The organism is Tepidiphilus succinatimandens (assembly GCF_006503695.1).
GTDB lineage: Bacteria > Pseudomonadota > Gammaproteobacteria > Burkholderiales > Rhodocyclaceae > Tepidiphilus > Tepidiphilus succinatimandens.
On sequence record NZ_SBIK01000014.1, the window covers coordinates 1 to 24,110 of the forward strand.

The 24,110-nt window shown below is 68.0% G+C and carries 25 protein-coding genes and 1 pseudogene; 17 read left to right on the forward strand and 9 right to left on the reverse strand.

Going from position 1 to position 24,110, the window contains the following annotated elements; all coding sequences use genetic code 11:
• Positions 1-229: 229 nt before the first annotated feature.
• The 7 genes and pseudogenes from EPD82_RS09065 to scpA all read right to left on the reverse strand — a co-directional run.
• A pseudogene (locus EPD82_RS09065) lies at positions 230-415 on the reverse strand (IS256 family transposase); the annotation flags it as partial.
• A 131-nt stretch (positions 416-546) separates the two neighbouring features.
• Positions 547-825 carry a Txe/YoeB family addiction module toxin gene (locus EPD82_RS09070; protein WP_055423920.1) on the reverse strand — a complete coding sequence of 93 codons (279 nt, stop codon included), beginning with the start codon at positions 823-825 and terminating at the stop codon, positions 547-549.
• Positions 809-1,090, reverse strand: a complete 282-nt coding sequence (locus tag EPD82_RS09075) for a type II toxin-antitoxin system Phd/YefM family antitoxin (protein WP_055423919.1) — start codon at positions 1,088-1,090, stop codon at positions 809-811. Before EPD82_RS09075 ends, EPD82_RS09070 begins: the two co-directional genes overlap by 17 nt.
• A 163-nt stretch (positions 1,091-1,253) precedes the next feature.
• Positions 1,254-3,251 carry an acetyl-CoA carboxylase biotin carboxylase subunit gene (accC, locus tag EPD82_RS09080; protein WP_141056472.1) on the reverse strand — a complete coding sequence of 666 codons (1,998 nt, stop codon included), beginning with the start codon at positions 3,249-3,251 and terminating at the stop codon, positions 1,254-1,256.
• 43 nt (positions 3,252-3,294) lie between these two features.
• A complete protein-coding gene (locus tag EPD82_RS09085) occupies positions 3,295-4,827 on the reverse strand; it encodes an acyl-CoA carboxylase subunit beta (protein ID WP_141056473.1) in 1,533 nt (510 codons plus the stop codon).
• A 9-nt stretch (positions 4,828-4,836) separates the two neighbouring features.
• A complete protein-coding gene (meaB, locus tag EPD82_RS09090; RefSeq protein WP_206202264.1) occupies positions 4,837-5,868 on the reverse strand; it encodes a methylmalonyl Co-A mutase-associated GTPase MeaB in 1,032 nt (343 codons plus the stop codon).
• Between the two features lie 3 nt (positions 5,869-5,871).
• Positions 5,872-8,037 (reverse strand): methylmalonyl-CoA mutase, encoded by a 2,166-nt coding sequence (gene scpA, locus EPD82_RS09095; RefSeq protein WP_141056474.1) that lies wholly within the window; start codon positions 8,035-8,037, stop codon positions 5,872-5,874.
• Between the two features lie 137 nt (positions 8,038-8,174).
• Here scpA and EPD82_RS09100 point away from each other — a divergent pair, with 137 nt between their 5' ends.
• The 4 genes from EPD82_RS09100 (at position 8,175) to EPD82_RS09115 (ending at position 10,832) form a co-directional block, all read left to right on the forward strand.
• Positions 8,175-8,852, forward strand: a complete 678-nt coding sequence (locus tag EPD82_RS09100) for a GntR family transcriptional regulator (protein ID WP_055423915.1) — start codon at positions 8,175-8,177, stop codon at positions 8,850-8,852.
• Between the two features lie 15 nt (positions 8,853-8,867).
• The gene (locus EPD82_RS09105) at positions 8,868-9,671 is read left to right on the forward strand and encodes an enoyl-CoA hydratase/isomerase family protein (protein ID WP_141056475.1); all 804 of its coding nucleotides are present in this window, start codon (positions 8,868-8,870) and stop codon (positions 9,669-9,671) included.
• A gap of 88 nt (positions 9,672-9,759) precedes the next feature.
• Positions 9,760-10,299, forward strand: coding sequence for a hypothetical protein (locus tag EPD82_RS09110; RefSeq protein ID WP_055423913.1), 540 nt, complete (start codon positions 9,760-9,762; stop codon positions 10,297-10,299).
• A 2-nt stretch (positions 10,300-10,301) separates the two neighbouring features.
• Positions 10,302-10,832, forward strand: a complete 531-nt coding sequence (locus tag EPD82_RS09115; RefSeq protein ID WP_055423912.1) for a FlgO family outer membrane protein — start codon at positions 10,302-10,304, stop codon at positions 10,830-10,832.
• Between the two features lie 64 nt (positions 10,833-10,896).
• Here EPD82_RS09115 and EPD82_RS09120 read toward each other — a convergent pair whose 3' ends face one another.
• The gene (locus tag EPD82_RS09120) at positions 10,897-12,342 is read right to left on the reverse strand and encodes a cobyric acid synthase (RefSeq protein WP_206202265.1); all 1,446 of its coding nucleotides are present in this window, start codon (positions 12,340-12,342) and stop codon (positions 10,897-10,899) included.
• Positions 12,343-12,415: 73 nt separating this feature from the next.
• Between EPD82_RS09120 and cbiB the strand changes: the two genes are divergently transcribed.
• From cbiB to ilvA, 13 genes are read left to right on the forward strand one after another with little or no spacing between them, the layout of a single operon-like run.
• Positions 12,416-13,333 carry an adenosylcobinamide-phosphate synthase CbiB gene (gene cbiB, locus EPD82_RS09125; RefSeq protein WP_141056476.1) on the forward strand — a complete coding sequence of 306 codons (918 nt, stop codon included), beginning with the start codon at positions 12,416-12,418 and terminating at the stop codon, positions 13,331-13,333.
• On the forward strand, positions 13,330-14,340 hold the full coding sequence (gene cobD / locus EPD82_RS09130) for a threonine-phosphate decarboxylase CobD (protein WP_141056477.1): 1,011 nt from the start codon (positions 13,330-13,332) through the stop codon (positions 14,338-14,340). Before cbiB ends, cobD begins: the two co-directional genes overlap by 4 nt.
• Entirely contained in the window at positions 14,334-15,341 is a 1,008-nt protein-coding gene (gene thiL / locus EPD82_RS09135) for a thiamine-phosphate kinase (protein ID WP_420824932.1), read from the forward strand. The genes cobD and thiL overlap by 7 nt, the downstream gene beginning before the upstream one ends.
• On the forward strand, positions 15,338-15,841 hold the full coding sequence (locus EPD82_RS09140; protein ID WP_055423907.1) for a phosphatidylglycerophosphatase A family protein: 504 nt from the start codon (positions 15,338-15,340) through the stop codon (positions 15,839-15,841). The genes thiL and EPD82_RS09140 overlap by 4 nt, the downstream gene beginning before the upstream one ends.
• Complete coding sequence (locus EPD82_RS09145) at positions 15,838-16,341, forward strand: CinA family protein (protein ID WP_141056479.1); 504 nt, start codon at positions 15,838-15,840, stop codon at positions 16,339-16,341. Before EPD82_RS09140 ends, EPD82_RS09145 begins: the two co-directional genes overlap by 4 nt.
• 59 nt (positions 16,342-16,400) lie before the next feature.
• Positions 16,401-17,468 (forward strand): recombinase RecA, encoded by a 1,068-nt coding sequence (gene recA / locus EPD82_RS09150; protein WP_141056480.1) that lies wholly within the window; start codon positions 16,401-16,403, stop codon positions 17,466-17,468.
• Positions 17,469-17,477: 9 nt separating this feature from the next.
• Complete coding sequence (gene recX, locus EPD82_RS09155) at positions 17,478-17,960, forward strand: recombination regulator RecX (RefSeq protein ID WP_206202266.1); 483 nt, start codon at positions 17,478-17,480, stop codon at positions 17,958-17,960.
• A 7-nt stretch (positions 17,961-17,967) separates the two neighbouring features.
• Positions 17,968-18,690 (forward strand): LPS export ABC transporter ATP-binding protein, encoded by a 723-nt coding sequence (lptB, locus tag EPD82_RS09160; protein WP_141056482.1) that lies wholly within the window; start codon positions 17,968-17,970, stop codon positions 18,688-18,690.
• A 2-nt stretch (positions 18,691-18,692) separates the two neighbouring features.
• Complete coding sequence (locus tag EPD82_RS09165) at positions 18,693-20,198, forward strand: RNA polymerase factor sigma-54 (protein WP_141056483.1); 1,506 nt, start codon at positions 18,693-18,695, stop codon at positions 20,196-20,198.
• 21 nt (positions 20,199-20,219) lie between these two features.
• The gene (hpf, locus tag EPD82_RS09170) at positions 20,220-20,543 is read left to right on the forward strand and encodes a ribosome hibernation-promoting factor, HPF/YfiA family (protein WP_141056484.1); all 324 of its coding nucleotides are present in this window, start codon (positions 20,220-20,222) and stop codon (positions 20,541-20,543) included.
• 49 nt (positions 20,544-20,592) lie between these two features.
• Positions 20,593-21,045 carry a PTS sugar transporter subunit IIA gene (locus EPD82_RS09175; protein WP_141056485.1) on the forward strand — a complete coding sequence of 151 codons (453 nt, stop codon included), beginning with the start codon at positions 20,593-20,595 and terminating at the stop codon, positions 21,043-21,045.
• A 10-nt stretch (positions 21,046-21,055) separates the two neighbouring features.
• Complete coding sequence (gene hprK / locus EPD82_RS09180; RefSeq protein ID WP_141056486.1) at positions 21,056-22,018, forward strand: HPr(Ser) kinase/phosphatase; 963 nt, start codon at positions 21,056-21,058, stop codon at positions 22,016-22,018.
• Entirely contained in the window at positions 22,005-23,537 is a 1,533-nt protein-coding gene (gene ilvA / locus EPD82_RS09185) for a threonine ammonia-lyase, biosynthetic (RefSeq protein ID WP_141056487.1), read from the forward strand. The genes hprK and ilvA overlap by 14 nt, the downstream gene beginning before the upstream one ends.
• On the opposite strand, the gene EPD82_RS09190 is transcribed toward ilvA, so the two are convergent.
• A complete protein-coding gene (locus EPD82_RS09190) occupies positions 23,510-24,094 on the reverse strand; it encodes a 5-formyltetrahydrofolate cyclo-ligase (protein WP_141056488.1) in 585 nt (194 codons plus the stop codon). The genes ilvA and EPD82_RS09190 overlap by 28 nt on opposite strands.
• Between the last annotated feature and the right edge of the window lie 16 nt (positions 24,095-24,110).

Genomic DNA, 24,110 nt, shown 5'->3' on the forward strand with positions numbered 1-24,110 from the left:
GCTGCTGGCCGAACTCGACGACGAGTGGATGACCGGCAAGGTCTATCTCAACCTCAACCCGTAACCCCGGCGTCATGACCAACACCACGGAAATTTACAGAAAAAAGGTTGCACAACCGCTAGAAATGCCGCAGGGATGCCCGAATAGCATCGCTTGCGTCAAAGGGGGTGTATCAGTTTTACTTCGTTGATCAAGGCAAAACTGTGTCAGTTTTCAATCGGTGTTGACACCGTTGGCGTAGTCACGCCGTCGCTCACTACGTTCATAGGGCGCCGCTCCAAGGAACTGGGATCGTTCGATCTTGGCGGCTTCATTGACGAGGATGCGCAGAGCCTCGCCGGCACCCTCCAGTCCGTGTTCGAGCAACACAGCATAAGCCATTTCCAAAGGATTGGTTTCGACACGCATCGCCATGATGGGCATACTCCTTTCTCGAAGTCATGGCGTCAGACCGAGCGCCGCGCGCTTCCTACCATAGGCGCTAAACGGAATTTACAGAAAGGATGGTACACAACCTTTCCGACACAACCGCTCCGACAGCTTGGCTAGTAGTGGTAGCGGCCTTGCAAAAACTCGATCCGATCCGCTTTCACCAGATAGACGCAACGGTGTTCCTGCGTGATCCGGCGTGACCAGACATCCGGGCCCAGATACTTCAATGGTTCGGGATTGCCAATGCCCTTGAATGGATCTCGCAGGACGGCCTTGACCAGCTCCAGGAGGCGCTTGGCAGTGCGGCGTTCTGTTTCCACCCAGTAGCTCAAGTCCTCCAAGAACTCGGGATGAAACACCGCGACGCGCTTGAGCTCAGCCTTCGATGCCATAGAGTTTCTCGAGGGCATCGACCGCAGTGGGTGCGACCTCACCGGCCCGAGCACGGGCCAGGGCAGTCAACAGACGTTCCGCATTCTTTGGCGAGCGCAGCAGATGCGCTGTCTCCATCAGGCTTTGTAGTTCATCGGCGGCAATCATTGCAACGGCCCCCCCCGAGCGGCGACGCACCACGACGACTTCACGGTCATCGACCGCACGATCCATCAGAGTCTTGAGTTGCTTGCGGGCCTGGCTGTAGGTGGTTTCGATGGTCATGACGATCTCCGTTAGTTGGACATATATATTGTACAACTATGACATGACAAAGGAACCCCTTCTTCCGTCAGTTCCCACTCACTGCTGTCACACGCTGATTTTGGAAAGAAAAAAAGCCGACCCCCAGAGGCCGGCTTTTCTTCACCCTCGCGAGGGAGGAAGCTCACTCGAATTCGAGGATCACCTCGTCCACCGCCAGGCTCGCGCCCGGCTTGGCGACGATTTTCTTCACCTTGCCGTCCTGCTCGGCGCGCAGGATGTTCTCCATCTTCATCGCCTCGATCACGGCGAGTTTCTCCCCGGCCTTCACCTCCTGCCCTTCGGCGACCGCAACCTCGCGCAGCAACCCCGGCATGGGCGAGAGGAGGAACTTGGACATGTCGGGCGGCGACTTGAGCGGCATCAGCGGCCACAGGGCGGCGATATGCTCCGGCAGCACGCGGGCACGCAGCTCGGCGCCGTGGTGGCGCAGCACGTAGAGGATGCCCTCGCGTTCGAGCTGCACCGTCATCGGCGCATCGCCGATGCGCACCTGCAGCACGATCTCGCCCAGGCGCCAGCGCGGATCGAAGTCGATCTGCAGCACCCGCTCGCCCGAGCGCACCACGAAGCGGGAGTCCGAGAGCGACTCGACCGTAGCCGGCGTGGCGCCTTGGGCATCGATCACCCGGTAGTTGGGCGAGGGCGCGTAGCGATGTCCGTTCATCTGGCCGGAGAGTCGGGCGTTGCGCAGCCGCCACTTGTGCTCGACCGCCGCCAGGATGAGGCGCAGCATCAGCGGGTCTTCGTGCGGCACCATCTCCGGCGTGAAGCCGTGGGGGAATTCCTCGGCGATGAAGCCGGTGGTGAGCCGCCCCTCGCGGAAGCGCGGATGCTGCATGAGCGCCGCCTGGAAGGGGATGTTGGAGTGGATGCCGCGAATGACGAAGGCATCGAGCGCCTCCTGCATCCGCCCGATCGCCTCCAGCCGGTCGCGCCCGTGTACGATGAGCTTGGCGATCATCGAGTCGTAGTACATCGAGATCTCGCCGCCCTCATAGACGCCGGTGTCGACGCGCACCTGGCCCGGCACTTCGGCCGGCGGACGGAACTTCACCAGGCGCCCGGTGGAGGGCAGGAAGCCGCGGAAAGGATCCTCGGCGTTGATGCGGCATTCCATCGCCCAGCCGTCGATGCGCAGCTCGGATTGCGACAGCGGCAGTTTCTCGCCGGCGGCGATGCGGATCATCCACTCGACCAGATCGAGCCCGGTGATCATCTCGGTGACCGGGTGCTCGACCTGCAGCCGCGTGTTCATCTCGAGGAAGTAGAAGGACTTGTCCTTGCCGACGACGAATTCCACCGTGCCGGCGGACTGGTACTGCACCGCGCGCGCCAGCGCCACCGCCTGCTCGCCCATGGCGCGGCGGGTGTCCGGGTCGATGAAGGGGCTGGGCGCCTCTTCCACCACTTTCTGGTGGCGGCGCTGCACCGAGCATTCGCGCTCGAAGAGATAGACATAGTTGCCGTAGGCGTCGCCGAAGACCTGGATCTCGATGTGGCGCGGCTCTTCGACGAACTTCTCGATGAAGACGCGATCGTCGCCGAAGGCGTTGCGCGCCTCGTTGCGGCAGGATTCGAACCCTTCGCGGCACTGGGCGTCGTCGTAGGCCACGCGCAGCCCCTTGCCCCCGCCGCCGGCCGAAGCCTTGATCATCACCGGATAGCCGATGTCGCGGGCGATGCGCACCGCCTCCTCGGCCGATTCGATCGGCTCGTTGTAGCCGGGGATGGTATTGACGCCCGCCTGCATGGCGAGCTTCTTCGAGGCGATCTTGTCGCCCATGGCGGCGATGGCGTCGGCCTTGGGACCGATGAAGACGATGCCCTCTTCCTCGAGCCGGCGGGCGAACTCCTCGTTCTCCGAGAGAAAGCCGTAGCCGGGGTGCACCGCCTCGGCGCCGGTCTGCTTACAGGCGGCGATGATTTTGTCCATCGCCAGGTAGGATTCCTTGGAAGGCGCGGGGCCGATGCACACCGCCTCGTCGGCGAGCTGCACGTGCAGCGCACGGCGGTCGGCCTCGGAATAGACCGCCACGGTGGCGATCCCCATCTTGCGCGCGGTCTTGATCACCCGGCAGGCGATCTCGCCCCGGTTGGCGATCAGAATCTTTTTGAACATGGTGGTGTTTTCCCTCATTGCGATGAACCGTTGGCGTGCCGCCTCACAGCGGGATGTTGCCGTGCTTGCGCCAGGGGTTTTCGAGCTTCTTGTCCTCGAGCATCGCCAGCGAGCGGCAGATGCGCTTGCGCGTGGCGTGCGGCATGATGACGTCGTCGATGTAGCCGCGCCGCGCCGCCACGAAGGGGTTGGCGAACTTCTCGCGGTACTCCGCCTCGCGCGCGGCGATCTTCTCGGGGTCGTTCTTCTCGTCGCGGAAGATGATCTCGACCGCCCCTTTCGGCCCCATGACGGCGATCTCGGCGGTGGGCCAGGCGAAGTTGACGTCGCCGCGCAGGTGCTTGGAGGCCATCACGTCGTAGGCCCCGCCGTAGGCCTTGCGGGTGATGACGGTGATCTTGGGCACCGTAGCCTCGGCATAGGCGTAGAGGAGTTTGGCGCCGTGCTTGATGATGCCGCCGTATTCCTGGGCCGTGCCGGGCAAGAAGCCGGGCACGTCGACGAAGGTGACGATGGGGATGTTGAAGGCGTCGCAGAAGCGCACGAAGCGCGCCGCCTTGATCGAGGACTTGATGTCGAGGCAGCCGGCGAGCACCATGGGCTGGTTGGCCACGAAGCCCACGGTGCGCCCTTCCATGCGCCCGAAGCCGACGACGATGTTCTTGGCGTAGTCGGGCTGGACCTCGAAGAAGTCGCCCTCGTCGACCACCTTGAGGATGAGCTCCTTGATGTCGTAGGGCTGGTTGGGGTTGTCGGGCACGAGGGTGTCGAGCGAGGGTTCCATGCGCTCGGCCGTGTCGCTGGTGGGGCGCACCGGCGGCTTCTCGCGGTTGTTGAGCGGCAGGAAGTCGAAGAAGCGGCGCAGCTGCAGCAATGCTTCGATGTCGTTCTCGAAAGCCGCATCGGCCACGCCCGAGCGCGTGGTGTGGGTGACGGCCCCGCCGAGCTCCTCGGCCGTGACCTCTTCGTGCGTGACGGTCTTCACCACGTCCGGGCCGGTGACGAACATGTAGGAGGTATCCTTCACCATGAAGATGAAGTCGGTCATGGCCGGCGAATAGACCGCGCCGCCCGCGCACGGCCCCATGATCATGGAGATCTGCGGGATCACGCCGGAGGCGAGCACGTTCCTCTGGAAGACGTCGGCGTAGCCGCCCAGGGACGCCACCCCTTCCTGGATGCGCGCCCCGCCCGAGTCGTTCAGGCCGATCACCGGCGCGCCGACCTTCATCGCCTGGTCCATGATCTTGCAGATCTTCTCGGCGTGCGCTTCCGACAGCGACCCGCCGAAGACGGTGAAGTCCTGGCTGAAGACGAAGACGAGCCGGCCGTTGATGGTGCCGTAGCCCGTCACCACCCCGTCACCGGGGATGTGCTCCTTCTCCATCCCGAAATCGGTGCAGCGGTGCTCCTTGAACATGTCCCACTCTTCGAAACTGCCCTCGTCGAGCAGCACCTCGATGCGCTCGCGCGCGGTGAGCTTGCCCTTGGCGTGCTGGGCGTCGATGCGCCGCTGCCCGCCGCCCAGGCGGGCCCGGGCGCGTTGCTCTTCCAACCGACGGATGATGTCCTGCATGGTTTATCCTCACTGACTGATGGTCTGGCTCGCATCGAGCAGGCGCCGCGCCGCGACCACCGGCGCGAGCCGCCCGCTCTCCACGTCCCGTTCGATCGCCGGCAGCATCGTGCGCACGGCGGGGTGCTGGCGGAAGCGGCGCTTGAGTTCGGCGTCGATCCGTTCCCACATCCAGGCGAGCGCCTGATGGCGGCGTTTTTCGGCAAGTGCGCCGTTTTTCTGCATCGTGTCGCGAAAGGCGAGCACCGTCTCCCAGAAGCGATCGAGCCCCTCGCCCTTGAGCGCCGAGACGAGCAGCACCGGCACGCGCCAGTCGGGGTGCGGCGGGCGCAGCATGTGCAGCGCCGTCTCGAGCTGGGCCTTGGCCCGCATGGCCGCGGCCGGGTCGGCGTCGGCCTTGTTGATGACGATGAGGTCGGCGAGCTCCATGATCCCCTTCTTGATGCCCTGCAGGTCGTCACCGGCGTTGGGCAGCTGCAGCAGGACGAACATGTCGGTCATGTTGGCCACCGCCGTCTCCGACTGCCCCACCCCCACGGTCTCGACGATGACGACGTCGAACCCCGCCGCCTCGCATACCAGCATCGTCTCGCGCGTCTTCTCGGCCACGCCCCCGAGGCTTCCCGCCGAGGGGCTGGGACGGATGAAGGCGCGCGGATCGCGGCTCAGGCGCTCCATGCGCGTCTTGTCCCCGAGAATGGAGCCGCCCGAGACGCTGGAAGAGGGGTCGACGGCGAGTACGGCGACCCGATGCCCGCGCTCGACGAGGTACAGGCCCAGCGCCTCGATAAAGGTGGACTTGCCCACCCCCGGCACGCCGGAGATGCCCAGGCGCAGCGCCCTACCCGTGTGCGGCAGCAGCGCCTGCAGCACGGCCTCGGCCCGGCGCTGATGATCGGGCCGGCTCGATTCGATGAGGGTGATCGCCTTGGCGAGCGGCCGCAGCGCATGCGCGAGCACCCCTTCGACGAGGGCGCGATCCTCCTCGCCGAGTACGGACTGCCCGTCAAAACCCGCCGGCACCGCTTCCTGCTGCGACACGGCTCACCCTCGGCCGCGGGCGGCGCGGATCGCCGCGAGCACCTGGCGCGCCGCCTCGGGAATGGGCGTGCCCGGTGCGAAAATGCCCTTGGCGCCGGCGGCGTAGAGGAAATCGTAATCCTGCGCCGGGATCACCCCGCCGACGAAGACGATGATGTCCTCGGCCCCCAGGCGCTTGAGCTCGTCGATGAGCGCCGGCACCAGGGTCTTGTGGCCGGCGGCCAGCGTCGACACCCCTACGGCGTGCACGTCGTTTTCCACCGCGTGGCGCGCCGCCTCTTCGGGCGTCTGGAACATGGGACCGATGTCGATGTCGAACCCCAGGTCGGCGAAGGCGGAGGCAACCACCTTGGCGCCGCGGTCGTGCCCGTCCTGGCCGAGCTTGGCGATCATGATGCGCGGGCGACGTCCTTCTTCCTCGATGAAACGCTCGATCTCGTCCTTGAGCATACGCCACTCCTCGCGCCCCTCCACGACCGCGCCGTAGACACCGGTCACCGTCTGCGGGTTGGCCTGATAGCGGCCCCAGACTTTTTCCAGGGCATCGGACACTTCCCCCACGGTGGCGCGGGCGCGCACCGCATCGATCGCGAGCGCGAGGAGGTTCCCTTCCCCGGTCTGGGCACAGCGGGTGAGCGCCTCGAGCGCCTGCTGCACTTTCACGGGATCGCGCTCGGCGCGCAGTTTCTTCAGCCGTTCGATCTGCTTCTCGCGCACGGCGCGGTTGTCGATCTCCAACACCTCGATGGGGTGGTCTTCCTTCTCCAGACGGTACTTGTTCACGCCCACGATCACGTCGAGCCCGGCGTCGATGCGCGCCTGCTTCTCGGCGGCGCATTCCTCGATCTTCATCTTCGCCCAGCCGGATTCGACCGCCTTGGTCATGCCGCCCATCGCCTCGACTTCCTCGATGATGGACCAGGCCTTGTCGATCATCTCCTGCGTGAGCGTCTCCATCATGTAGGAGCCCGCCCAGGGGTCGATGACGTTGGTGATGTGCGTCTCTTCCTGCAAGATGAGCTGCGTGTTGCGGGCGATGCGGGCCGAGAACTCGGTGGGCAGCGCGATCGCCTCGTCGAGTGCGTTGGTGTGCAGCGACTGCGTGCCGCCGAAGACCGCGGCCATGGCCTCGATCGTGGTGCGGATGATGTTGTTGTAGGGATCCTGGGCGGTGAGCGACCAGCCGGAGGTCTGGCAGTGGGTGCGCAGCATCATCGAGCGCGGATTCTTGGCGCCAAACTCCTTCATGATGCGCCACCACAGGTAGCGCGCCGCGCGCAGCTTGGCGATCTCGAGGTAGAAGTTCATGCCAATGGCGAAGAAGAACGACAGCCGCCCGGCGAACTTGTCGATGTCCAGGCCGCGCTTCATGGCGGTGCGCACGTATTCCATGCCGTCGGCCAGGGTGAAGGCGAGCTCGAGCGCCTGCGTGGCCCCCGCTTCCTGGATGTGGTAGCCCGAGATCGAGATGGAGTTGAACTTGGGCATGTGCTCGGCCGTGTAGGCGATGATGTCGGCGACGATGCGCATCGACGGCTCGGGCGGGTAGATGTAGGTGTTGCGTACCATGAATTCTTTGAGGATGTCGTTCTGGATCGTGCCCGAGAGCTGATCCTGCCGCACCCCTTGCTCCTCGGCGGCCACGACGTAACCGGCGAGCACCGGCAGCACCGCCCCGTTCATGGTCATCGACACCGAGACCTTGTCGAGCGGGATGCCGTCGAAGAGGATCTTCATGTCCTCGACCGAGTCGATCGCCACGCCCGCCTTGCCGACGTCGCCGATCACCCGCGGATTGTCGGAATCGTAGCCGCGGTGCGTGGCCAGATCGAAGGCCACCGAAATGCCCTGCCCGCCGCCGGCGAGCGTCTTCTTGTAGAAAGCGTTGGATTCCTCGGCGGTGGAAAAGCCCGCGTACTGGCGGATGGTCCAGGGTTTGACCGTGTACATCGTCGGCTGCGGCCCGCGGATGAAGGGCTCGAACCCGGGCAGCGTGTCGGCGTGCGGCAGGCGGTCGAGATCGGCACGGACATAGAGGGGATGGACGACGATGCCTTCGGGCGTGTGCCAGTCGAGCCGGCTCAAGTCGCCGTCGGGCGCCTGCTTGGCCGCGGCTTTTTTCCAGGCTTCGAGATCGGGTTTGGGGTAGACGGGTGCGGAGTCGGACATGGAGACATCCCTCGACGACGATGGAGGCGTGACATCCGCGCCGTCGAAACGCGGCACCGATCGGCAGGCGGCGCGGAAACCGGAAACGGCAAATATAATATGTAATCCATAATTATGGAAGACCCGGAGCCGCAGCGATGACTCCGCAACGCATCGCGCCCCAGGCGCTCTATCAGGAAGTGGCCGAACGGCTGCGCCAGCGCATCTTCGCCCACGAGCTGCCGCCGGGGCGGCCGATCGACGAGCTGCGCCTGGCGGCCGAATACGGCATCTCGCGTACCCCCCTGCGCGAGGCCCTGAAGGTGCTCGCCGCCGAAGGGCTGGTGACCTTGATCCCGCGGCGCGGCGCCTTCGTCAGCCAGATCTCCGGCGAAGAGCTGGATGCGATCTTCGACGTGCTCGCCGTGCTCGAGGGGCACGCCGCGCGCCGGGCCGCCGAGCGCCTGGACGAGGCATCGGCCCGGCAGCTGCGGCAGCTGCACGAACGCCTGGAGGAAGCGGCGCGCGCCGGGGCGATCGACGCTTTCTTCGAGGCGAACCAAGCTTTCCATGCAGAAGTTTTGCGCCTTGCCGCCAACCCCTTCCTCTCGGCCACGATCCAGGATCTGCGCCAGAAGATTCGGCTGAGCCGCCACCATTCGCTCTACGACGAAGGGCGGCTGGAGCACAGCCTGCAGGAGCACCGCGAGCTGCTCGCGGCCCTGCTCGGCGGCGAGGCCGCGGCGGCCGAGCGGTACATGCGCGCGCATCTGCGCTCGGGGCGCGAGGCGATCGCGCACGTGCAGCACGACGCCGTGGCCAATCCTTTTTCTTGAATGCGAGGAATTTCCATGAGCGGCACGCTTCATACCCAGCCCCATCCCGAGGCGTCCTGCCTCGTCGTCACCCTGGAAAATCCCGGCAAGCGCAACGCGATCGATGCGGCCCTGTGGCGGGCGCTGGGCGACCTGTTCACGGAACTCGCCGCCGAGGGGCTTCCCTGGCGCAGCGTGATCCTCACCGGCGCGGGCGAGGCCTTCGCCGCCGGCGGCGACCTGGAGGAATTCCCCCGCGTGCGCGCCGACCTCGCCTCCGCGCTGGATTACCACGAAGGCAAGGTCGGACGGGCGCTGCGCGCCATCGCCGACTGCCCGCTGCCGGTGATCGCAGCGATCGAAGGCCCCTGTATCGGCGGCGGGCTGGAGATCGCGGCGATGTGCGATCTGCGCGTGGCCGGACGCAGCGCCCGCTTCGGTGCGCCCATCGCCCGGCTCGGTTTCTGGATGTATCCCGGTGAGCTCGCCCTGCTGCGCGAGCGTCTGCCCGAAGGGCTGCTCGCGCAGATGCTGCTCGAAGGGGCCGTGCTCGATGCCGAACGCCTGTGGGGGCTAGGCGTGCTGCATCACCGCGTCGAGGATGGCCATGCGCTCGAAGAGGCGCTCGCGGTGGCGCGGCGCATCGTCGCCGGGGCCCCGCGCGTGGCGCGCATGCACAAGCGCTGGCTCGCTCGCCTGCGCCTGCGCACGCCCTTGTCGGAAGAAGAGAAACGCGCCGGGCTGGACTTCCTCGACGACCCCGACTACCGCGAAGGGCTCGCCGCTTTCCTCGAAAAACGGGCCCCGTGTTTCGCACGCCACGGCCAGGATGAAAAATGAAGGCATTCTCGGGGGCATTGATTGCGTTCGCATTCGCTTCACGCTAAGATCATGGAATCGCCCTTGGCATCCTCAGGAGATAGCAACCATGCGCTTCGCCCCCCTGCCCCTTGCCGCTGCGCTGGGCGCCGTCCTGCTCGGCGGCTGCACCAACCCCGGCGCACCGCTTCCCACCGATTTCGCCCAGGAACCGCAGCAGAAGATCCAGGCGGTACGGCAGTGGCAAACGGTGGCCGCGAGCCTTGCCGAGCGGCTGAGCGTCATGATGATCCGCGACAACAGCTGTACGCCGCAAGCCGCCCTGTGCGACGTCCTCTACGTGCACCCGGCCGCCAATGCCTCCACCTTCGACGCCGCCTTCCGCGAAGCCTTCGTGAGCTACCTCGTCGGCCGTGGCTGGAACGTGGCGCAGGACGGGCCGGCCGACATCGAGATCGACCTCGACAGCCGCTACGCCAAGCTCGCCACCGCCCCCGAAGTCGAGGCGATGGTCACGGCCTCGGCACGGCGCGGTGACCGCTATCTCGCCCGCATCTCCGACGTCTACTACATCACCAGCCCCGAGCTCTACGCCAAGGCGACCCCGCCCCTGTACGATCCCGCCCGGCTGACGGTGAAAGGAGACTGACCATGCGGCGCATCCTTTCCCCCCTGATGCTGGCCAGCGCCCTCGCCCTGTCGGCCTGCGCCACCGAGACGCTCCCGCCCCCGCCCAAGGCCGACCCTTCCATGGTCGTCAACAAGGCCTATGAAACGGCCGATGCGCTCATCGACCAGCTGCCGCCCGAGCTGCGCGCCGGTCCCGTGCTCTTCGCCACCTTCGTCGACGTCGATGCGCTCGATCGCTCCACCACCCTGGGGCGCACGCTCACCGAACAGGTCGCCAACCGCTTCGTGCAGCGCGGCTTCGTCGTCACCGAGCTCAAGCTGCGCACGGCCGTCTTCGTCAAGCGCGACACGGGCGAGCTGATGCTCTCGCGCGAAGTCGATCAGATCGCCCGCGAACACGACGCCCGCATCGTCGTGGCCGGCACCTATTCCCCGGCCAAGGAAGCCGTCTATCTGAGCGCCAAGGCGATCGACCCGGCCACCGGCCAGGTGCTCGCGGCCAAGGACACCATCGTTCCGATGGACAACAACGTGAAGAGCCTCTTGCGCTGAAAAAGCGCACACGGAGCCGAAGGCGCCGCCTGCGGGCGGCGTTTTCATGTCCACTCCAGGACGATCAGGACAACCCCAGCATCCGGCGCCAATCGCAGTGCGCCTCGATCGCCGCAGCGAGCCGTTCGATCGCCGCTTCGCGCCGCTGCGCCGCGCCTTCGGTGACAAGCGCCGCCCCGGCCCAGCGCGAGAGCGCCGCAAACGCCGCTGCCGAATCGAAGAGTCCGTGCCAGTAGGTGCCGAGGATCTGCCCGTCTTCGGAGATCGCGCCATCGGGCACGCCGTCCTCGCCGATCACGGCGGGGCGCGCGAGTGCCGGCCCTTCGCTCACGCCGAGGTGGATCTCGTAGCCTTCGGCCTCGGCCCCGCCCAGCTCGGCAGCGAGCCGCCCGCGGCAACGACGCAGCACTTTCTGGGACTCCAGCCGCGTGCGCAAAGGGAGCAACCCCAAGCCGGGCCGGCCACCCGGCGCGCCTTCCAGCCCCAAGGGATCGTCGAGCCACTCGCCCAGCATCTGGAATCCTCCGCACAGGCCGACGAGTTTGCCGCCGTAGCGCAGATGCCGGCGTAGCAGCGCCGGGCCGCCTTGGGATTCGAACCAAGCGAGATCCGCCTGTACCGCCTTGGAACCCGGCAACACGACGAGGTCCGCGCCCGGCCAGTGACCGCCGTGCCACCAATGGAATTCGACCTCGGGGTGCTGGCGCCAGGCGTCGAGATCGGTGTGATTGCTCACGCGCGGCCAGGCGATCGCCGTCACCCGCAGCCGCGCGCCTTCGGCGCGCTCCACCGGCGCCAGACCGTCCTCCGCCTCCAACGCGAGGTTGCCCAGATGCGGCAGCACGCCGAAGACCGGTTTGCCGGTACGCTCCTCCAGCCAGCGCAGCCCCGGGGTGAGGAGCGAGAGATCGCCGCGGAAGCGGTTGATGACGAAGCCGCGCACGCGCGCACGTTCGCTTGGCGAGAGGCATTCGAGCGTACCGACGATCTGGGCGAAGACGCCGCCGCGGTCGATGTCGGCCACCAGCGCCACGGGGATGTCGACCGCCTCGGCAAAGCCCATGTTGGCGATGTCGCGCGCGCGCAGATTCACCTCCGCCGGGCTGCCCGCTCCCTCGACAAGGATCCAGTCGAATTCCTCCTGCAGGCGCGCCCAGGATTCGAGTACCGCCTGCAGCGCCACCGGCTTGTAGGCGTGATACTCCCGCGCCGAGAGGGTATGCACCGCCCGCCCGTGGATCACGACCTGGGCGCCGATATCCGTGGTGGGCTTGAGCAAGACCGGGTTGAAATCCACCCGCGGCTCGAGCCCGGCGGCAAACGCCTGCAGCGCCTGGGCACGGCCGATCTCGCCGCCGTCGGCGGTGACGGCGGCGTTGTTGGCCATGTTCTGCGGTTTGAACGGCGCCACGCGCACCCCGGCGCGCGCGAGCAGGCGGCACAGTCCCGCCACCAGCGTGCTCTTGCCGGCATCGGACGTGGTTCCCTGGATCATCAACGCGTGCGCCATGCTCGCCTCCACGGCCGGAAAGCGCCCGATTATAATGGGCGACTTCGTCCGATCTCTGCCCGGCTCCCCTTCCATGTCCGTCCTTTTGGCCACCGTGCTCGCGCTCGCGCTCGATCGGTTGCTCGGCGAGCCGCCGCGCTGGCACCCGCTCGTCGGCTTCGGCCGCTGGGCTGCCGCGCTCGAAACCTTCGTGCGCCGGCGCATCGGCGAGGGCGTGGGCGCGGGAATGCTCGCCTGGGCGCTGGCGGTCTTGCCCTGGGTGGGACTCGTCGCCGCTTTGGGACGGGTGCATCCCTTCGTCGAGGACGCGCTCGAAGTCGGCTGCCTCGCGCTCGCCGTGGGTGCGCGCAGCCTGCGCGAGCACCTCGAACCGGTGCGGGACGCGCTCGCCGCGGGGGATTTGCCCGGTGCCCGGACTCGGGTGGCCTTCCTCGTGAGCCGTGACACGGCGGCGATGAGCCCGCAAGACGTGGCCCGCGCGGCCACGGAATCGGCGCTGGAGAACGGCCACGACGCGGTGCTCGCTCCGCTGGTGTGGTTCGCGCTCCTGGGCGCGCCCGGGGTGGTGCTGCATCGCCTGGCCAACACGCTCGATGCCATGTGGGGCTATCGCACGCCGCGCTACGAGCGCTTCGGCAAGTGCGCCGCCCGCATCGACGACGCGCTCGGCTGGCCGAGCGCGCGGATCACGGCGCTCCTCTACGCACTGGGCGGACGCACGGGGACGGCGCTGCGCGCCTGGCGCCGACAGGCCCCGCGATGGGACAGCCCCAACGCCGGCCCGGTGATGGCGAGCGGCGCCGGCGCGTTGGGCGTCACCCTGGGCGGCGAAGCCTCTTATGGCGGCACGCGGCACGAGCGCCCCCTGCTCGGCGAAGGTCCCGCGCCGGGCGCGACCACCGTGGCCGCCGCCATGGAACTCGTCGAACGGGCCGTCTGGAGCTGGCTGCTGCTGCTCGCGCTCGTCACCCTCGCGGGAGGCGGGCGGTGAGCCGGCCGGTGCACGGCGGGCGCCTGCGCGAAGTGGCGCGTCGCCGGGGCATCCCCGTCGACGCCTGGCTCGATCTCTCCACCGGCATCAGCCCCTGGTCCTACCCCCTGCCGCCGGTTCCCGAGGAGGTCTGGCGCCGCCTGCCGGAGGAAGACGACGGGCTCGACGAACTCGTGCATACCGTCTTCGGCCGCCCCGCCCTGGCGGTGCCCGGCACCCAGGCGGCCATTTCCCGTCTGCCGTCCCTCTTGCCCGACCTGCGCCGCGTGCTCGTGCCGCACCCCAGCTACGGCGAGCACGCACATACCTGGCGCGCGCACCGCCCCGTGCGCTGCACCCCCGCCACGGACGCGATCGACGCGCGGCTCGACGAAGTCGACGCCCTGGTGCTCGTCCACCCGAACAATCCCACCGGCACGCGCTTTCCCGCCCGGGCCCTGCGCGCCTGGCACCGGCGGCTCGCCGCGCGCGGCGGCTGGCTCATCGTGGACGAAGCCTTCCTCGATCCCGGCGAAGCCGGCAGCCTCGTGGCCGAAACCGGGGAACCCGGTCTCGTCGTATTGCGTTCGCTGGGCAAATTCTGGGGGCTCGCGGGCGTGCGCTTCGGCCTCGTCTTCGCCGCCGAGCCGCTGCGCGCGCAGCTCTCCGCCTTGCTCGACCCGTGGGCGGTGAGCCATCCGGCACGCTGGGCGGCACGGCTCGCGCTCGCCGATTCCGCCTGGCAGGAACGGCAGCGCGCGCGTCTTGCCGCCGCCTCGCTTGCCCTGGCGACGACGCTGGAAGAAGCCGGTCTCAGGGTGAGCGGCCGCACATCGCTCTTTGCCTGGGTCGAGACGCCGCGGGCGTCGGCGCTCGCCGCGGCGCTCGAGCGCCGCGCCCTCCTGGTGCGCCGCTTCGACGACCCGCCGGGGCTGCGCTTCGGGCTGCCCGCCGACGCAGCCCAGTCAGAGCGGCTGCGGGCGGCGCTCCTCGAAGCGATCGCCGAGACCCAAAGGACGGCATCATGAACGAATTCGCCCTGATCGAGCGTTTCTTCGCCGATCCCGCCGCGCACGAACCCCCACCGTCCTGGCTGCGGCTGGGCATCGGCGACGACGCGGCGCTGCTTGCCGAGGAAAACGGCTGGGAGACGGCAATCACCTGCGACACGCTGGTCGAGGGGCGGCACTTTCTGGCCGGGGCCGATCCGGAGGAGCTCGGCTGGAAGGCGCTGGCGGTGAACCTCTCCGATCTGGCGGCCATGGGCGCCGTCCCCACGGGGTTCCTCCTCGCCCTCACCCTGCCCGAGGCCGATGAAGCCTGGCTCACGGCCTTCGCCCGCGGACTCTTCGCCTGCGCCCGGCGGCACGGTGCCCGGCTCATCGGCGGGGACACCACCCGCGGCCCGCGTGCGCTCACGATCACGGCACTGGGGCGGGTGCCGGCAGGCGAGGCGGTATTGCGCAGCGGCGCGCGCGCGGGCGACGACGTCTGGGTGAGCGGGCAACCGGGACGCGCAGCGCTGGGACTCGCCGTGCGGCTCGGGTCGCTTTCCCCGACGCTGCCGGGGGCGGAAGAATGGATCGCCGCGCTCGATCGTCCCGAGCCGCGCCTTGCGTTGGGATGCCGCCTGCGGGGCCTCGCGCACGCGATGCTCGACGTCTCCGACGGACTGCTGGGCGACTTGCGCCACCTCCTCGAGCGCTCGGCACCGCCCTTCCTCACCGCCGAGATCGAGGTGGCCAGACTGCCCCTCGACCCCCTCGTCGCCGGCGGCGCGCCGCCCGAGCGGGCGCGGGCCGCCCTGCTCTCCGGTGGCGACGACTACGAACTCCTCTTTACGGCCGCGCCGGAATCTCGCGACCAAACCCTCCTTCTCGGCAGGGAACTCGGCCTGCCGCTTTCCCGCATCGGGCGGCTCGTGCCCGCCACGGCACATCCCATGGTGCTCATCGAGCCCGACGGCCGGCGCACCCTGCCCGAGGTTTTGGGCTATGATCATTTTTGCGCATGCAAGGAATACCCATGACCGCCGAGCGCACACGACCCACCGCCGCCTTCCTCCTCGCACACCCGGCGCACTTCATCGCGCTCGGCTTCGGCTCCGGGCTCTCCCCCTGGGCGCCGGGCACGGTCGGGTCGCTCCTGGCCTGGGCGCTCTATCCGCTGCTGCGCTCCCCCGTCTCCGAGGGCGTCTTCCTGCTGTTGCTCGTCTCTTTCTTCCTTGCCGGCATCCTCGCCTGCGAGCGCACGGCCAAGGCGCTGGGCAGCGGCGATCCCGGCGCCGTGGTCTGGGACGAGATGCTCGCCGTCTGGCTGGTGCTCTTCTTCTGCCCGCCGGGGCTTGCCTGGCAGGCGGCGGGCGTGGCGCTCTTTCGCCTGTTCGACATCGCCAAACCCGAACCCATCGCTACGCTGGAGCGGCGGTTTCGCGGCGGCTTGGGCATCATGATCGACGATCTGGCCGCCGCCGGCTACGTGCTGCTCGTGCTCGCCGTGGCGGTGCATTTCCTGGGAGGGCGCGCATGATCCGGCCCGAAGACCCCTTGGGGCGTCTCGCCCGTGAAGTCGGCGCGCGGCTCGCCGCGCGCGGCTGGATGCTCGCCACCGCCGAATCCTGCACCGGCGGGGCCGTCGCCGAGGCGATCACGGCCATCGCCGGCAGCTCTGGCTGGTTCGAACGCGGCTTCGTCACCTACTCCAATGCCGCCAAGATCGAGCTGCTCGGCGTCGCTCCTCTCACCCTCGAGCGCCATGGAGCCGTGTCGCAGGCCGTGGCCCGCGAGATGGCGCTCGGCGCACTCTCGCACAGCCGCGCCGAGGTGGCCTTGTCCATTACCGGCATCGCCGGGCCCGACGGCGGCACGCCGGAAAAACCCGTGGGCACCGTCTGTTTCGGCTGGGCCTGGAAGCGAGACCGGCCGCAGGTACGCAGCGAACGGCGCCACTTCGCTGGCGAGCGCATCGCCGTGCGCGCCCAGGCCGTGCGCACGGCGCTCTCCGGTGCCATCGCCCTGTGCCACCCCTGAACCATCCTGTGCCATAATCGGTCGAAGCGTTTTCGTACTTGCCAGCCAAGGAATTTTCGATGGACGACAACAAACTCAAAGCGCTGCAGGCGGCGCTCGCGCAGATCGACAAACAGTTCGGCAAAGGCTCGGTGATGCGCATGGGCGACGCCCAAGTGGTGCGCGACATCCAGACCGTCTCCACCGGCTCGCTCGGGCTGGACATCGCGCTGGGCATCGGCGGGCTGCCGCGCGGGCGGGTGGTGGAGATCTACGGCCCCGAATCCTCGGGCAAGACCACCCTCACGCTGCACGTGATCGCCGAAATGCAGAAACTCGGCGGCGTGGCCGCCTTCATCGATGCCGAACACGCGCTCGACGTGCAGTATGCGAAGAAATTGGGCGTGGATATCGACGATCTCCTCGTGTCGCAGCCCGACACCGGCGAGCAGGCGCTCGAGATCGCCGACATGCTGGTGCGCTCGGGCGGGGTCGACATCGTGGTGATCGACTCGGTGGCCGCGCTCACGCCGAAAGCCGAGATCGAAGGCGAGATGGGCGACTCGCTCCCCGGCCTGCAGGCCCGGCTCATGAGCCAGGCGCTGAGAAAACTCACCGCCAGCATCAGCAAGACCAACACGCTCGTCATCTTCATCAACCAGATCCGCATGAAGATCGGCGTCATGTTCGGCAACCCCGAGACCACCACCGGCGGCAACGCGCTCAAGTTCTATTCCTCGGTGCGCCTGGACATCCGCAAGACCGGCACGATCAAGAAAGGCGACGAGGTCGTCGGTTCCGAGACCCGCGTCAAGGTGGTCAAGAACAAGGTCGCGCCGCCCTTCCGCGAGGCTCTCTTCGACATTCTCTACGGCGAGGGCATCTCGCGCGAGGGCGAGATCATCGACCTGGGCGTGGAGCACAAGCTCATCGACAAATCAGGCTCCTGGTATGCCTACGAGGGCGAGAAGATCGGTCAGGGCAAGGACAACGCGCGCGAATTCCTGCGCCAACGCCCCGAGCTCGCGCGGCGCATCGAAAACCAGATCCGCGCCAAGGTGGGGCTGCCGCCCCTGCCCGAGATCGCATCCGCCGTGCCCAGCGCCGCCCCGAGCGAAGCCGCCCTCGCCGCTCCGGCGGCCGAATAAGCCTGCGTCATGGCGATGAGCGGGCCGAGCGTGTGGCAAAGGGCGCTGCGACTGCTCGCGCGCCGCGAACACAGCCGCGCCGAGCTCGCGCGCAAGCTCGCTCCCCATGGCACGCCCGAGGAAATCGAAGAGGCGCTCGCCCGGCTCGAGCGCACGGGGCTCCTTTCGGACGAGCGCTGCGCCCGCGCCTTCGTCGCCGCCCGGGCCGAACGCAGCGGCCGGCGCCTGCTGGAGATGCGGCTGCGCGAACGCGGGCTGGACGAAGCCCTCATCGACGAAGTCCTCGATGCGCTGGAGGCCGAATCGAGCGAAGTCGAGCGCGCCACGGCCCTGTGGCGCAGGCGCTTCGGCACGCCGCCCGCCGACGCCAAGGAATGGGCCCGGCAGGCGCGCTTCCTCGCCAGCCGCGGATTCTCCCCGTCCCTCGTCACCCGCCTGCTGCGCGACCCGCCCGAAGACGCCACTCCATTCTTCCCCGATACCGAACCCTGAGTCCCCCATGTCGCTGCTGCACGTCGAACGCCTGCGCAAAACCTACGGCAAACGCACTGTCGTCGCCTCGGTCGATCTCACCGTCGAAGCCGGCGAGATCGTGGGGCTGCTCGGCCCCAACGGCGCCGGCAAGACCACCTGTTTCTACATGATCGTCGGGCTCGTGCGCGCCGACGACGGCAAGATCGAGCTCGACGGCCGGGACGTCACCCACGAGCCCATCCACCGCCGCGCCCGGCATGGCCTCTCCTACCTGCCGCAGGAAGCGAGCATCTTCCGCCGCCTGTCGGTGCGGGAAAACGTGCGCGCCGTGCTCGAACTGCGCGGGCTGCCGAAAGACGACATCCGGCAGAAAGAAGACGGGCTGCTTGCCGAACTCGGCATCGCGCACCTGGCCGACCAGCCCTCGGTGTCGCTCTCCGGCGGGGAGCGGCGGCGCCTCGAAATCGCCCGGGCGCTCGCCACCGACCCGAAGATCATCCTGCTCGACGAACCTTTCGCCGGCGTCGATCCCATCGCCGTGATCGAGATCCAGCGCATCGTGCGCTTCTTGCAGGAACGCGGCATCAGCGTGCTCATCACCGACCACAACGTGCGCGAGACGCTCGGCATCTGCAACCGCGCCTCCATCCTTGCCGACGGCCGGGTCATCGCATCGGGCCGTCCTGAAGAAATCATCGACGATCCGCACGTGCGCCGAGTCTACCTCGGCGAACACTTCCGGCTGTAGCCATGAGCCTCGAGCCCCGTCTGCACCTTCGTGCCAGCACCACGCTCGCCCTCTCGCCGCAGATGGCGCAGGCACTCAAGCTCCTGACGCTGTCGGCCGTCGAACTGCAGCAGACCATCGAAGAAGCCCTGCAGACGAACCCCCTCCTCGAAGTGGCCGAGACCGACGAAGAATCCCCCGAAGAAACGCTTGCCGTCGCAGCTGACTCAGGCGATGAAGTCGACGACTGGCAGGCCCAGCTGCTCGAACGTCCTAGCGCGGAATTGCCCAGCGAAGAGCGCAGCAACGCCGACGACGCCCCCCAAACCGCGCCCGAAGAGCCATCGGGCACCAACGATGCTGAATCCTTCGACGACGGGCTCCTGTGGCAGGATGCCCGCCCCGCGCACGACGACGAGGATGCGCCCGATTTCACCGAATGGCACGCCGCCACCACCGACCTGCACCACTACCTGCACGAGCAGGCCGCGCTCACGCCGCTCGCCGAACGCGACCGGGCGCTCGTCGCCTTCATGATCGAAGCGCTCGACGACGACGGCTACCTGCACGAGGATCTCGACGAACTGCTCGCCAGCATCCCGCCCGAACTCGAAGTCGGGCGCGAAGACCTCGAGATCGCCCTCAAGCTCATCCAAAGCTTCGATCCTCCCGGCGTCGGCGCGCGTGACCTCGGCGAGTGCCTGCGGCTGCAGCTGCGCGAACGCCCCGACACGCCGGCGCGGCGCCTGGCCGAACGGCTCGTGGTAGAGGCCCTCGAGCTGCTGGCCCGCAAGGACTACGCCGCGCTCAAGCGCCAATACGCCTGTGACGAGGCGCTGCTGCGCGAGGCGCTCGCCCTCATTGCCACGCTCGACCCCCACCCGGGCAGCTGCATCGGCGGCGAACCGCCCTCCTACGTCATTCCCGACGTCATCGTGCGCCGGCGCGACGGCCGCTGGCAGGCCGAACTCAACCCCGCCGTCGCCCCGCGACTCACCCTCAACCAACGCTACGCCCAGATCCTCGGCGAGCGGCGCGACGGCACCGAAGCCCTGCGCGAGCGGCTCGCCGAAGCGAAGAACCTCATCCGCCAGCTCGAACAGCGCAGCCGCACGATACTGCGCGTCGCCCAGGAGATCGTCGAGCGCCAGCAGGACTTCTTCGAGCACGGCGAAGCCGCCATGAAGCCGCTCACGCTGCGCACGCTCGCCGAAGTGCTCGGACTGCACGAATCCACCATCTCCCGCGTCACGCAGGGAAAATACCTCCAATGTCCGCGCGGCGTCTTCGAATTCCGCCATTTCTTCGGCAGCGGCATCGCCAGAGAAGACGGCGAGATCGCCTCGGCCACCGCCATCCGGGCCAGGCTGCGCGAGCTGATCGAGCGCGAAGACCGCAAGAAACCCCTGTCGGATGCCCGCCTCGCCGAGCTCCTTGCGGCCGATGGCATCCCCATTGCCCGGCGAACCGTGGCAAAATACCGCGAGCAACTGCAAATCCCGCCGGCGAGCCGGCGCAAAGTCTTGTAATCACCACCACAGGAGTGTGCGATGAACCTCAACATCACCGGCCACCACGTCGAAGTCACCCCCGCCCTGCAAAGCTACGTCGAAGAAAAAGTGGGGCGCGTGCTGCGGCACTTCGACCACGCCACCTCGGCGCAGGTCATCCTGCGCGTCGAGCGCAACACCCACAAGGCCGAAGTCACCGTACACGTCAAGGGCAAGGACTTCTTCGCCGAAGCCACCGACCCGGCCGATCTCTACGCCGCCATCGACTTCATGGTCGACAAGCTCGACCGCCAGGTGCGCAAGCACAAGGAAATCGTCACCGACCACCACCAGCCGGTCACCCCGGCCGCCCAAGGCGAGTGAGCGCCCCGCGGGGCGGCCTGCGCGCCGCCCCGGCGCCATCGACCCGGCCATGAACCGCATCGCATCCATTCTCGACGTCGAGCACATCGTTCTCGACCTCCCCGCGGCGAACAAGACCGCTGCCCTGGAAGCCGCTGCCCGGCTCTTCACCCGCGACGGGCTGGATCCGGCCAAAGTGCAGGCGGCGCTCGCCGAGCGTGAGCAGCTGGGCTCGACCGGCATCGGCGAGGGCGTAGCCATCCCCCACGGCCGCCTCAAGGGACTGTCCGCTCCCCGCGGCGCCTTCGTGCGGCTGGCCGAACCCGTCCCCTTCGATGCCTGCGACGGCCGCCCCGTGCGGCTCATGTTCGTGCTCCTCGTGCCCGAACAGGCCACCGAAGAACACCTGCAGATCCTCTCCGAGCTCGCCGAACGCTTCAGCGATCCGGACGTGCGCCAGGCGCTCACGACCGTTCCCGACCCGGAAGCCGCCCTCGGCCTGCTCACCGGTGCCGACGGCTGACCCCTGCGAGATGAGAGAAACCACGCTGCGCGCCGTCATCGAGGCGATCGCACCCGAGCTCCACCTCACCCACGTCACCGGCTCGCTCGAGCGCAAGCTCGCCGTGCTCGACGAGCGCCTGTGGCCGGCCGATCTCGTCGGCCACCTCAATCTCATCCACCCCGGACGGGTGCAGATCGTCGGCGCCGCCGAGATGGCCTGGGCCCGCCGCCTGGGGCAAAAGCGCATCGCGCATCATCTGGGCGAAATCTTCGCCGCCAAGCCCCCGGCGCTCATCGTCGCCGACGGTTGCACGCCCCCGCCCATCCTCGAAGCCCTGTGCCGCGCGCACGACGTGGCGCTCTTCACCACCGACCGCCCTTCGGCCGAAGTCATCGACCGCCTGCGCCACCACCTCTCGCGCGTGCTCGCCGAGCGGGAAATGCGCCACGGCGTGCTCATGGACGTGCTCGGCCTCGGCGTCTTCATCACCGGGGATCCCGGCACCGGCAAATCCGAACTCGCGCTCGAGCTCATCTCGCGGGGACACGGGCTGGTGGCCGACGACATGGTCGAATTCGCCCGCCTCACCCCCACCGTGCTCGAAGGCCGCTGTCCGCCGCTGCTGCAGAATTACCTCGAAGTGCGCGGCCTGGGCCTGCTCGACATCCGCACCATTTTCGGCGAAACCGCCCTGCGCCGGCGCATGCGGCTTCGCCTCATCGTCCACCTGCGCCGGCTGCTGCCGGGCGAACCCCCGCCGCCGCGCCTGGAGATGGAGCAGGTCACCGAAGAGATCCTCGGCGTCCCCATCCCCAAGGCCACGCTGCCGGTGGCCGCCGGGCGCAATCTCGCCGTGCTGCTCGAAGCCGCCGTACGCGCCACCATCCTGCGGCTGCGCGGCATCGACTCCACCCGCGAATTCATCGACCGTCACAACGCGCTCCTCGCCCAAGAGGGCTCAACCGAAGCCGACACCCATGGAAACCTCTGACTCTTCCTGCGATTACCTCGAACGCATCCTCACCGCCCAAGTCTATGACGTTGCCGTCGAAACCCCGCTCGATCCCGCGCCCATCCTTTCGCGGCGCCTCGGCAACCGCGTGCTCATCAAGCGCGAGGATCTGCAGCCCGTCTTCAGCTTCAAGCTGCGCGGCGCCTACAACAAGATCGCCAAGCTCCCGCCGGAAGCGCTCGCGCGCGGCGTCATCTGCGCCTCGGCCGGCAACCACGCCCAGGGCGTGGCGCTTTCCGCCAAAAAACTCGGCACGCGCGCCGTCATCGTCATGCCCACCACCACCCCGCTCATCAAGATCGAGGCCGTGCGCAGCCGCGGCGCCGAAGTCGTGCTCTACGGCGAATCTTTCTCGGATGCCCATGCCTACGCCCGCACCCTCGAAGAAGAGGAAGGGCTCGTCTTCATCCACCCCTTCGACGACCCCGACGTCATCGCCGGGCAGGGCACCATCGCCATGGAGATCCTGCGCCAGCATCCCAAGCCGATCGACGCCGTCTTCTGCGCCGTGGGAGGCGGAGGGCTGATCGCCGGCATCGCCGTCTATCTCAAGCGCCTGCGCCCCGACATCCGCATCATCGGCGTCGAGGCCGAAGGCTCGGACGCCATGACCCAGTCGCTCGCCCGGGGAGAACCGGTCGAACTCGAGCAGGTCGGACTCTTTGCCGACGGCACCGCCGTCAAACGCGTGGGCGACGAGACCTTCCGCCTGTGCCAGCGCTACGTCGACGACATGATCGTGGTGAGCAACGACGAGATCTGCGCCGCCATCAAGGACGTCTTCGAAGACACCCGCGCCATTCTGGAACCGGCCGGGGCACAGGCGCTCGCCGGCCTCAAGGCCTATGCCCAGAAAACGGGGCTCAAGGACAAGACGCTGGTCGCCATCGCCTCCGGCGCCAACATGAACTTCGAGCGCCTGCGCTTCGTCGCCGAGCGAGCCGAGCTCGGCGAGCGACGCGAAGCCGTGCTCGCCGTCACCATTCCCGAGCGCCCCGGCGCGTTTCGCCGCTTCATCGCACTCCTGGGCAAGCGCAACGTCACCGAATTCAACTACCGCTACGCCGATCCCGACGAAGCGCACATCTTCGTCGGCGTCGGCATCCACGACCGCGGCGAGGTCGAGAAACTCATCGCCCAACTACAGGCGGAAGGGCTGCCGGCGATCGATCTCACCGACGACGAACTCGCCAAGTCCCACATCCGCTACATGGTCGGCGGGCGCGCACCCAACGTGCACCACGAGCGGCTCTTGCGCTTCATCTTCCCCGAACGCCCCGGGGCGCTCGCCAATTTCCTCGGCCAGTTGCGCTCGGACTGGAACATCAGCCTCTTCCACTACCGCAACCACGGCGCCGACTTTGGCCGCGTGCTCGTCGGCATGCAGGTTCCGCCCGAAGAAAACGAGGAATTCGCCCAGTTCCTCGCCAAGCTCGGCTACGAATACGTCGAGGAAACGAACAACCCCGCCTATACCCTCTTCCTCGCCGCCGGCTGAAACGTGCCCGCCTCGGTCACGATCCAATCCATCGGCAGGTCGTGCACGCCGGGGTGGGTGTCGGGCAGACGCGTACATTCATAGCCCACCCCGATCGCCGTCACCGGGCGCCCCGCTGCCCGGTAGGCCGCAAGCGTACGGTCGTAGAACCCGCCGCCGTAGCCGATGCGATAACCCGCTGCGTCGAATGCCACGAGCGGCACCAGTAACACCGCCGGCCACACGGCCTCCTCGCCCGCCGGCACCGGCAACCCGAAGACGTCGCGCGCCATGGGCGAGCCCGGCCTCCACGGCCGAAAGATGAGCGGCGCCCCTTTTTGCAGTGCCACCGGCAGGGCCACGCCGATTCCATGCCGTGCCGCCCATGCCGCCAGCGGCGTGAGCACGTCCGGCTCCGAGCGCACCGCCCAGTACCCCCCGATCCCCTCTGGCGCAGGCAAGGCCGCAAGGATCTCCTCCACCCCTTGCCAGATCGTCTCGTCCCAAGCCCGGCGCACTTCGGGCGCGATCGCCTCCCGCCGCGCCAAAGCCCAGCGCCGCATCTGCGCCCGATCCATCCCATCCTCCTCCGAT

What these genes read in the sequence shown, in the direction of transcription:
- EPD82_RS09070 (WP_055423920.1), bottom strand. Translation starts at nt 825, where the DNA reads ATGGCATCGAAGGCTGAGCTCAAGCGCGTCGCGGTGTTTCATCCCGAG.
- EPD82_RS09075 (WP_055423919.1), bottom strand. Translation starts at nt 1,090, where the DNA reads ATGACCATCGAAACCACCTACAGCCAGGCCCGCAAGCAACTCAAGACT.
- accC (WP_141056472.1), bottom strand. Translation starts at nt 3,251, where the DNA reads ATGTTCAAAAAGATTCTGATCGCCAACCGGGGCGAGATCGCCTGCCGG.
- EPD82_RS09085 (WP_141056473.1), bottom strand. Translation starts at nt 4,827, where the DNA reads ATGCAGGACATCATCCGTCGGTTGGAAGAGCAACGCGCCCGGGCCCGC.
- scpA (WP_141056474.1), bottom strand. Translation starts at nt 8,037, where the DNA reads ATGTCCGACTCCGCACCCGTCTACCCCAAACCCGATCTCGAAGCCTGG.
- EPD82_RS09100 (WP_055423915.1), top strand. Translation starts at nt 8,175, where the DNA reads ATGACTCCGCAACGCATCGCGCCCCAGGCGCTCTATCAGGAAGTGGCC.
- EPD82_RS09105 (WP_141056475.1), top strand. Translation starts at nt 8,868, where the DNA reads ATGAGCGGCACGCTTCATACCCAGCCCCATCCCGAGGCGTCCTGCCTC.
- EPD82_RS09110 (WP_055423913.1), top strand. Translation starts at nt 9,760, where the DNA reads ATGCGCTTCGCCCCCCTGCCCCTTGCCGCTGCGCTGGGCGCCGTCCTG.
- EPD82_RS09115 (WP_055423912.1), top strand. Translation starts at nt 10,302, where the DNA reads ATGCGGCGCATCCTTTCCCCCCTGATGCTGGCCAGCGCCCTCGCCCTG.
- EPD82_RS09120 (WP_206202265.1), bottom strand. Translation starts at nt 12,342, where the DNA reads ATGGCGCACGCGTTGATGATCCAGGGAACCACGTCCGATGCCGGCAAG.
- cbiB (WP_141056476.1), top strand. Translation starts at nt 12,416, where the DNA reads ATGTCCGTCCTTTTGGCCACCGTGCTCGCGCTCGCGCTCGATCGGTTG.
- EPD82_RS09140 (WP_055423907.1), top strand. Translation starts at nt 15,338, where the DNA reads ATGACCGCCGAGCGCACACGACCCACCGCCGCCTTCCTCCTCGCACAC.
- EPD82_RS09145 (WP_141056479.1), top strand. Translation starts at nt 15,838, where the DNA reads ATGATCCGGCCCGAAGACCCCTTGGGGCGTCTCGCCCGTGAAGTCGGC.
- recA (WP_141056480.1), top strand. Translation starts at nt 16,401, where the DNA reads ATGGACGACAACAAACTCAAAGCGCTGCAGGCGGCGCTCGCGCAGATC.
- recX (WP_206202266.1), top strand. Translation starts at nt 17,478, where the DNA reads ATGGCGATGAGCGGGCCGAGCGTGTGGCAAAGGGCGCTGCGACTGCTC.
- lptB (WP_141056482.1), top strand. Translation starts at nt 17,968, where the DNA reads ATGTCGCTGCTGCACGTCGAACGCCTGCGCAAAACCTACGGCAAACGC.
- EPD82_RS09165 (WP_141056483.1), top strand. Translation starts at nt 18,693, where the DNA reads ATGAGCCTCGAGCCCCGTCTGCACCTTCGTGCCAGCACCACGCTCGCC.
- hpf (WP_141056484.1), top strand. Translation starts at nt 20,220, where the DNA reads ATGAACCTCAACATCACCGGCCACCACGTCGAAGTCACCCCCGCCCTG.
- EPD82_RS09175 (WP_141056485.1), top strand. Translation starts at nt 20,593, where the DNA reads ATGAACCGCATCGCATCCATTCTCGACGTCGAGCACATCGTTCTCGAC.
- hprK (WP_141056486.1), top strand. Translation starts at nt 21,056, where the DNA reads ATGAGAGAAACCACGCTGCGCGCCGTCATCGAGGCGATCGCACCCGAG.
- ilvA (WP_141056487.1), top strand. Translation starts at nt 22,005, where the DNA reads ATGGAAACCTCTGACTCTTCCTGCGATTACCTCGAACGCATCCTCACC.
- EPD82_RS09190 (WP_141056488.1), bottom strand. Translation starts at nt 24,094, where the DNA reads ATGGATCGGGCGCAGATGCGGCGCTGGGCTTTGGCGCGGCGGGAGGCG.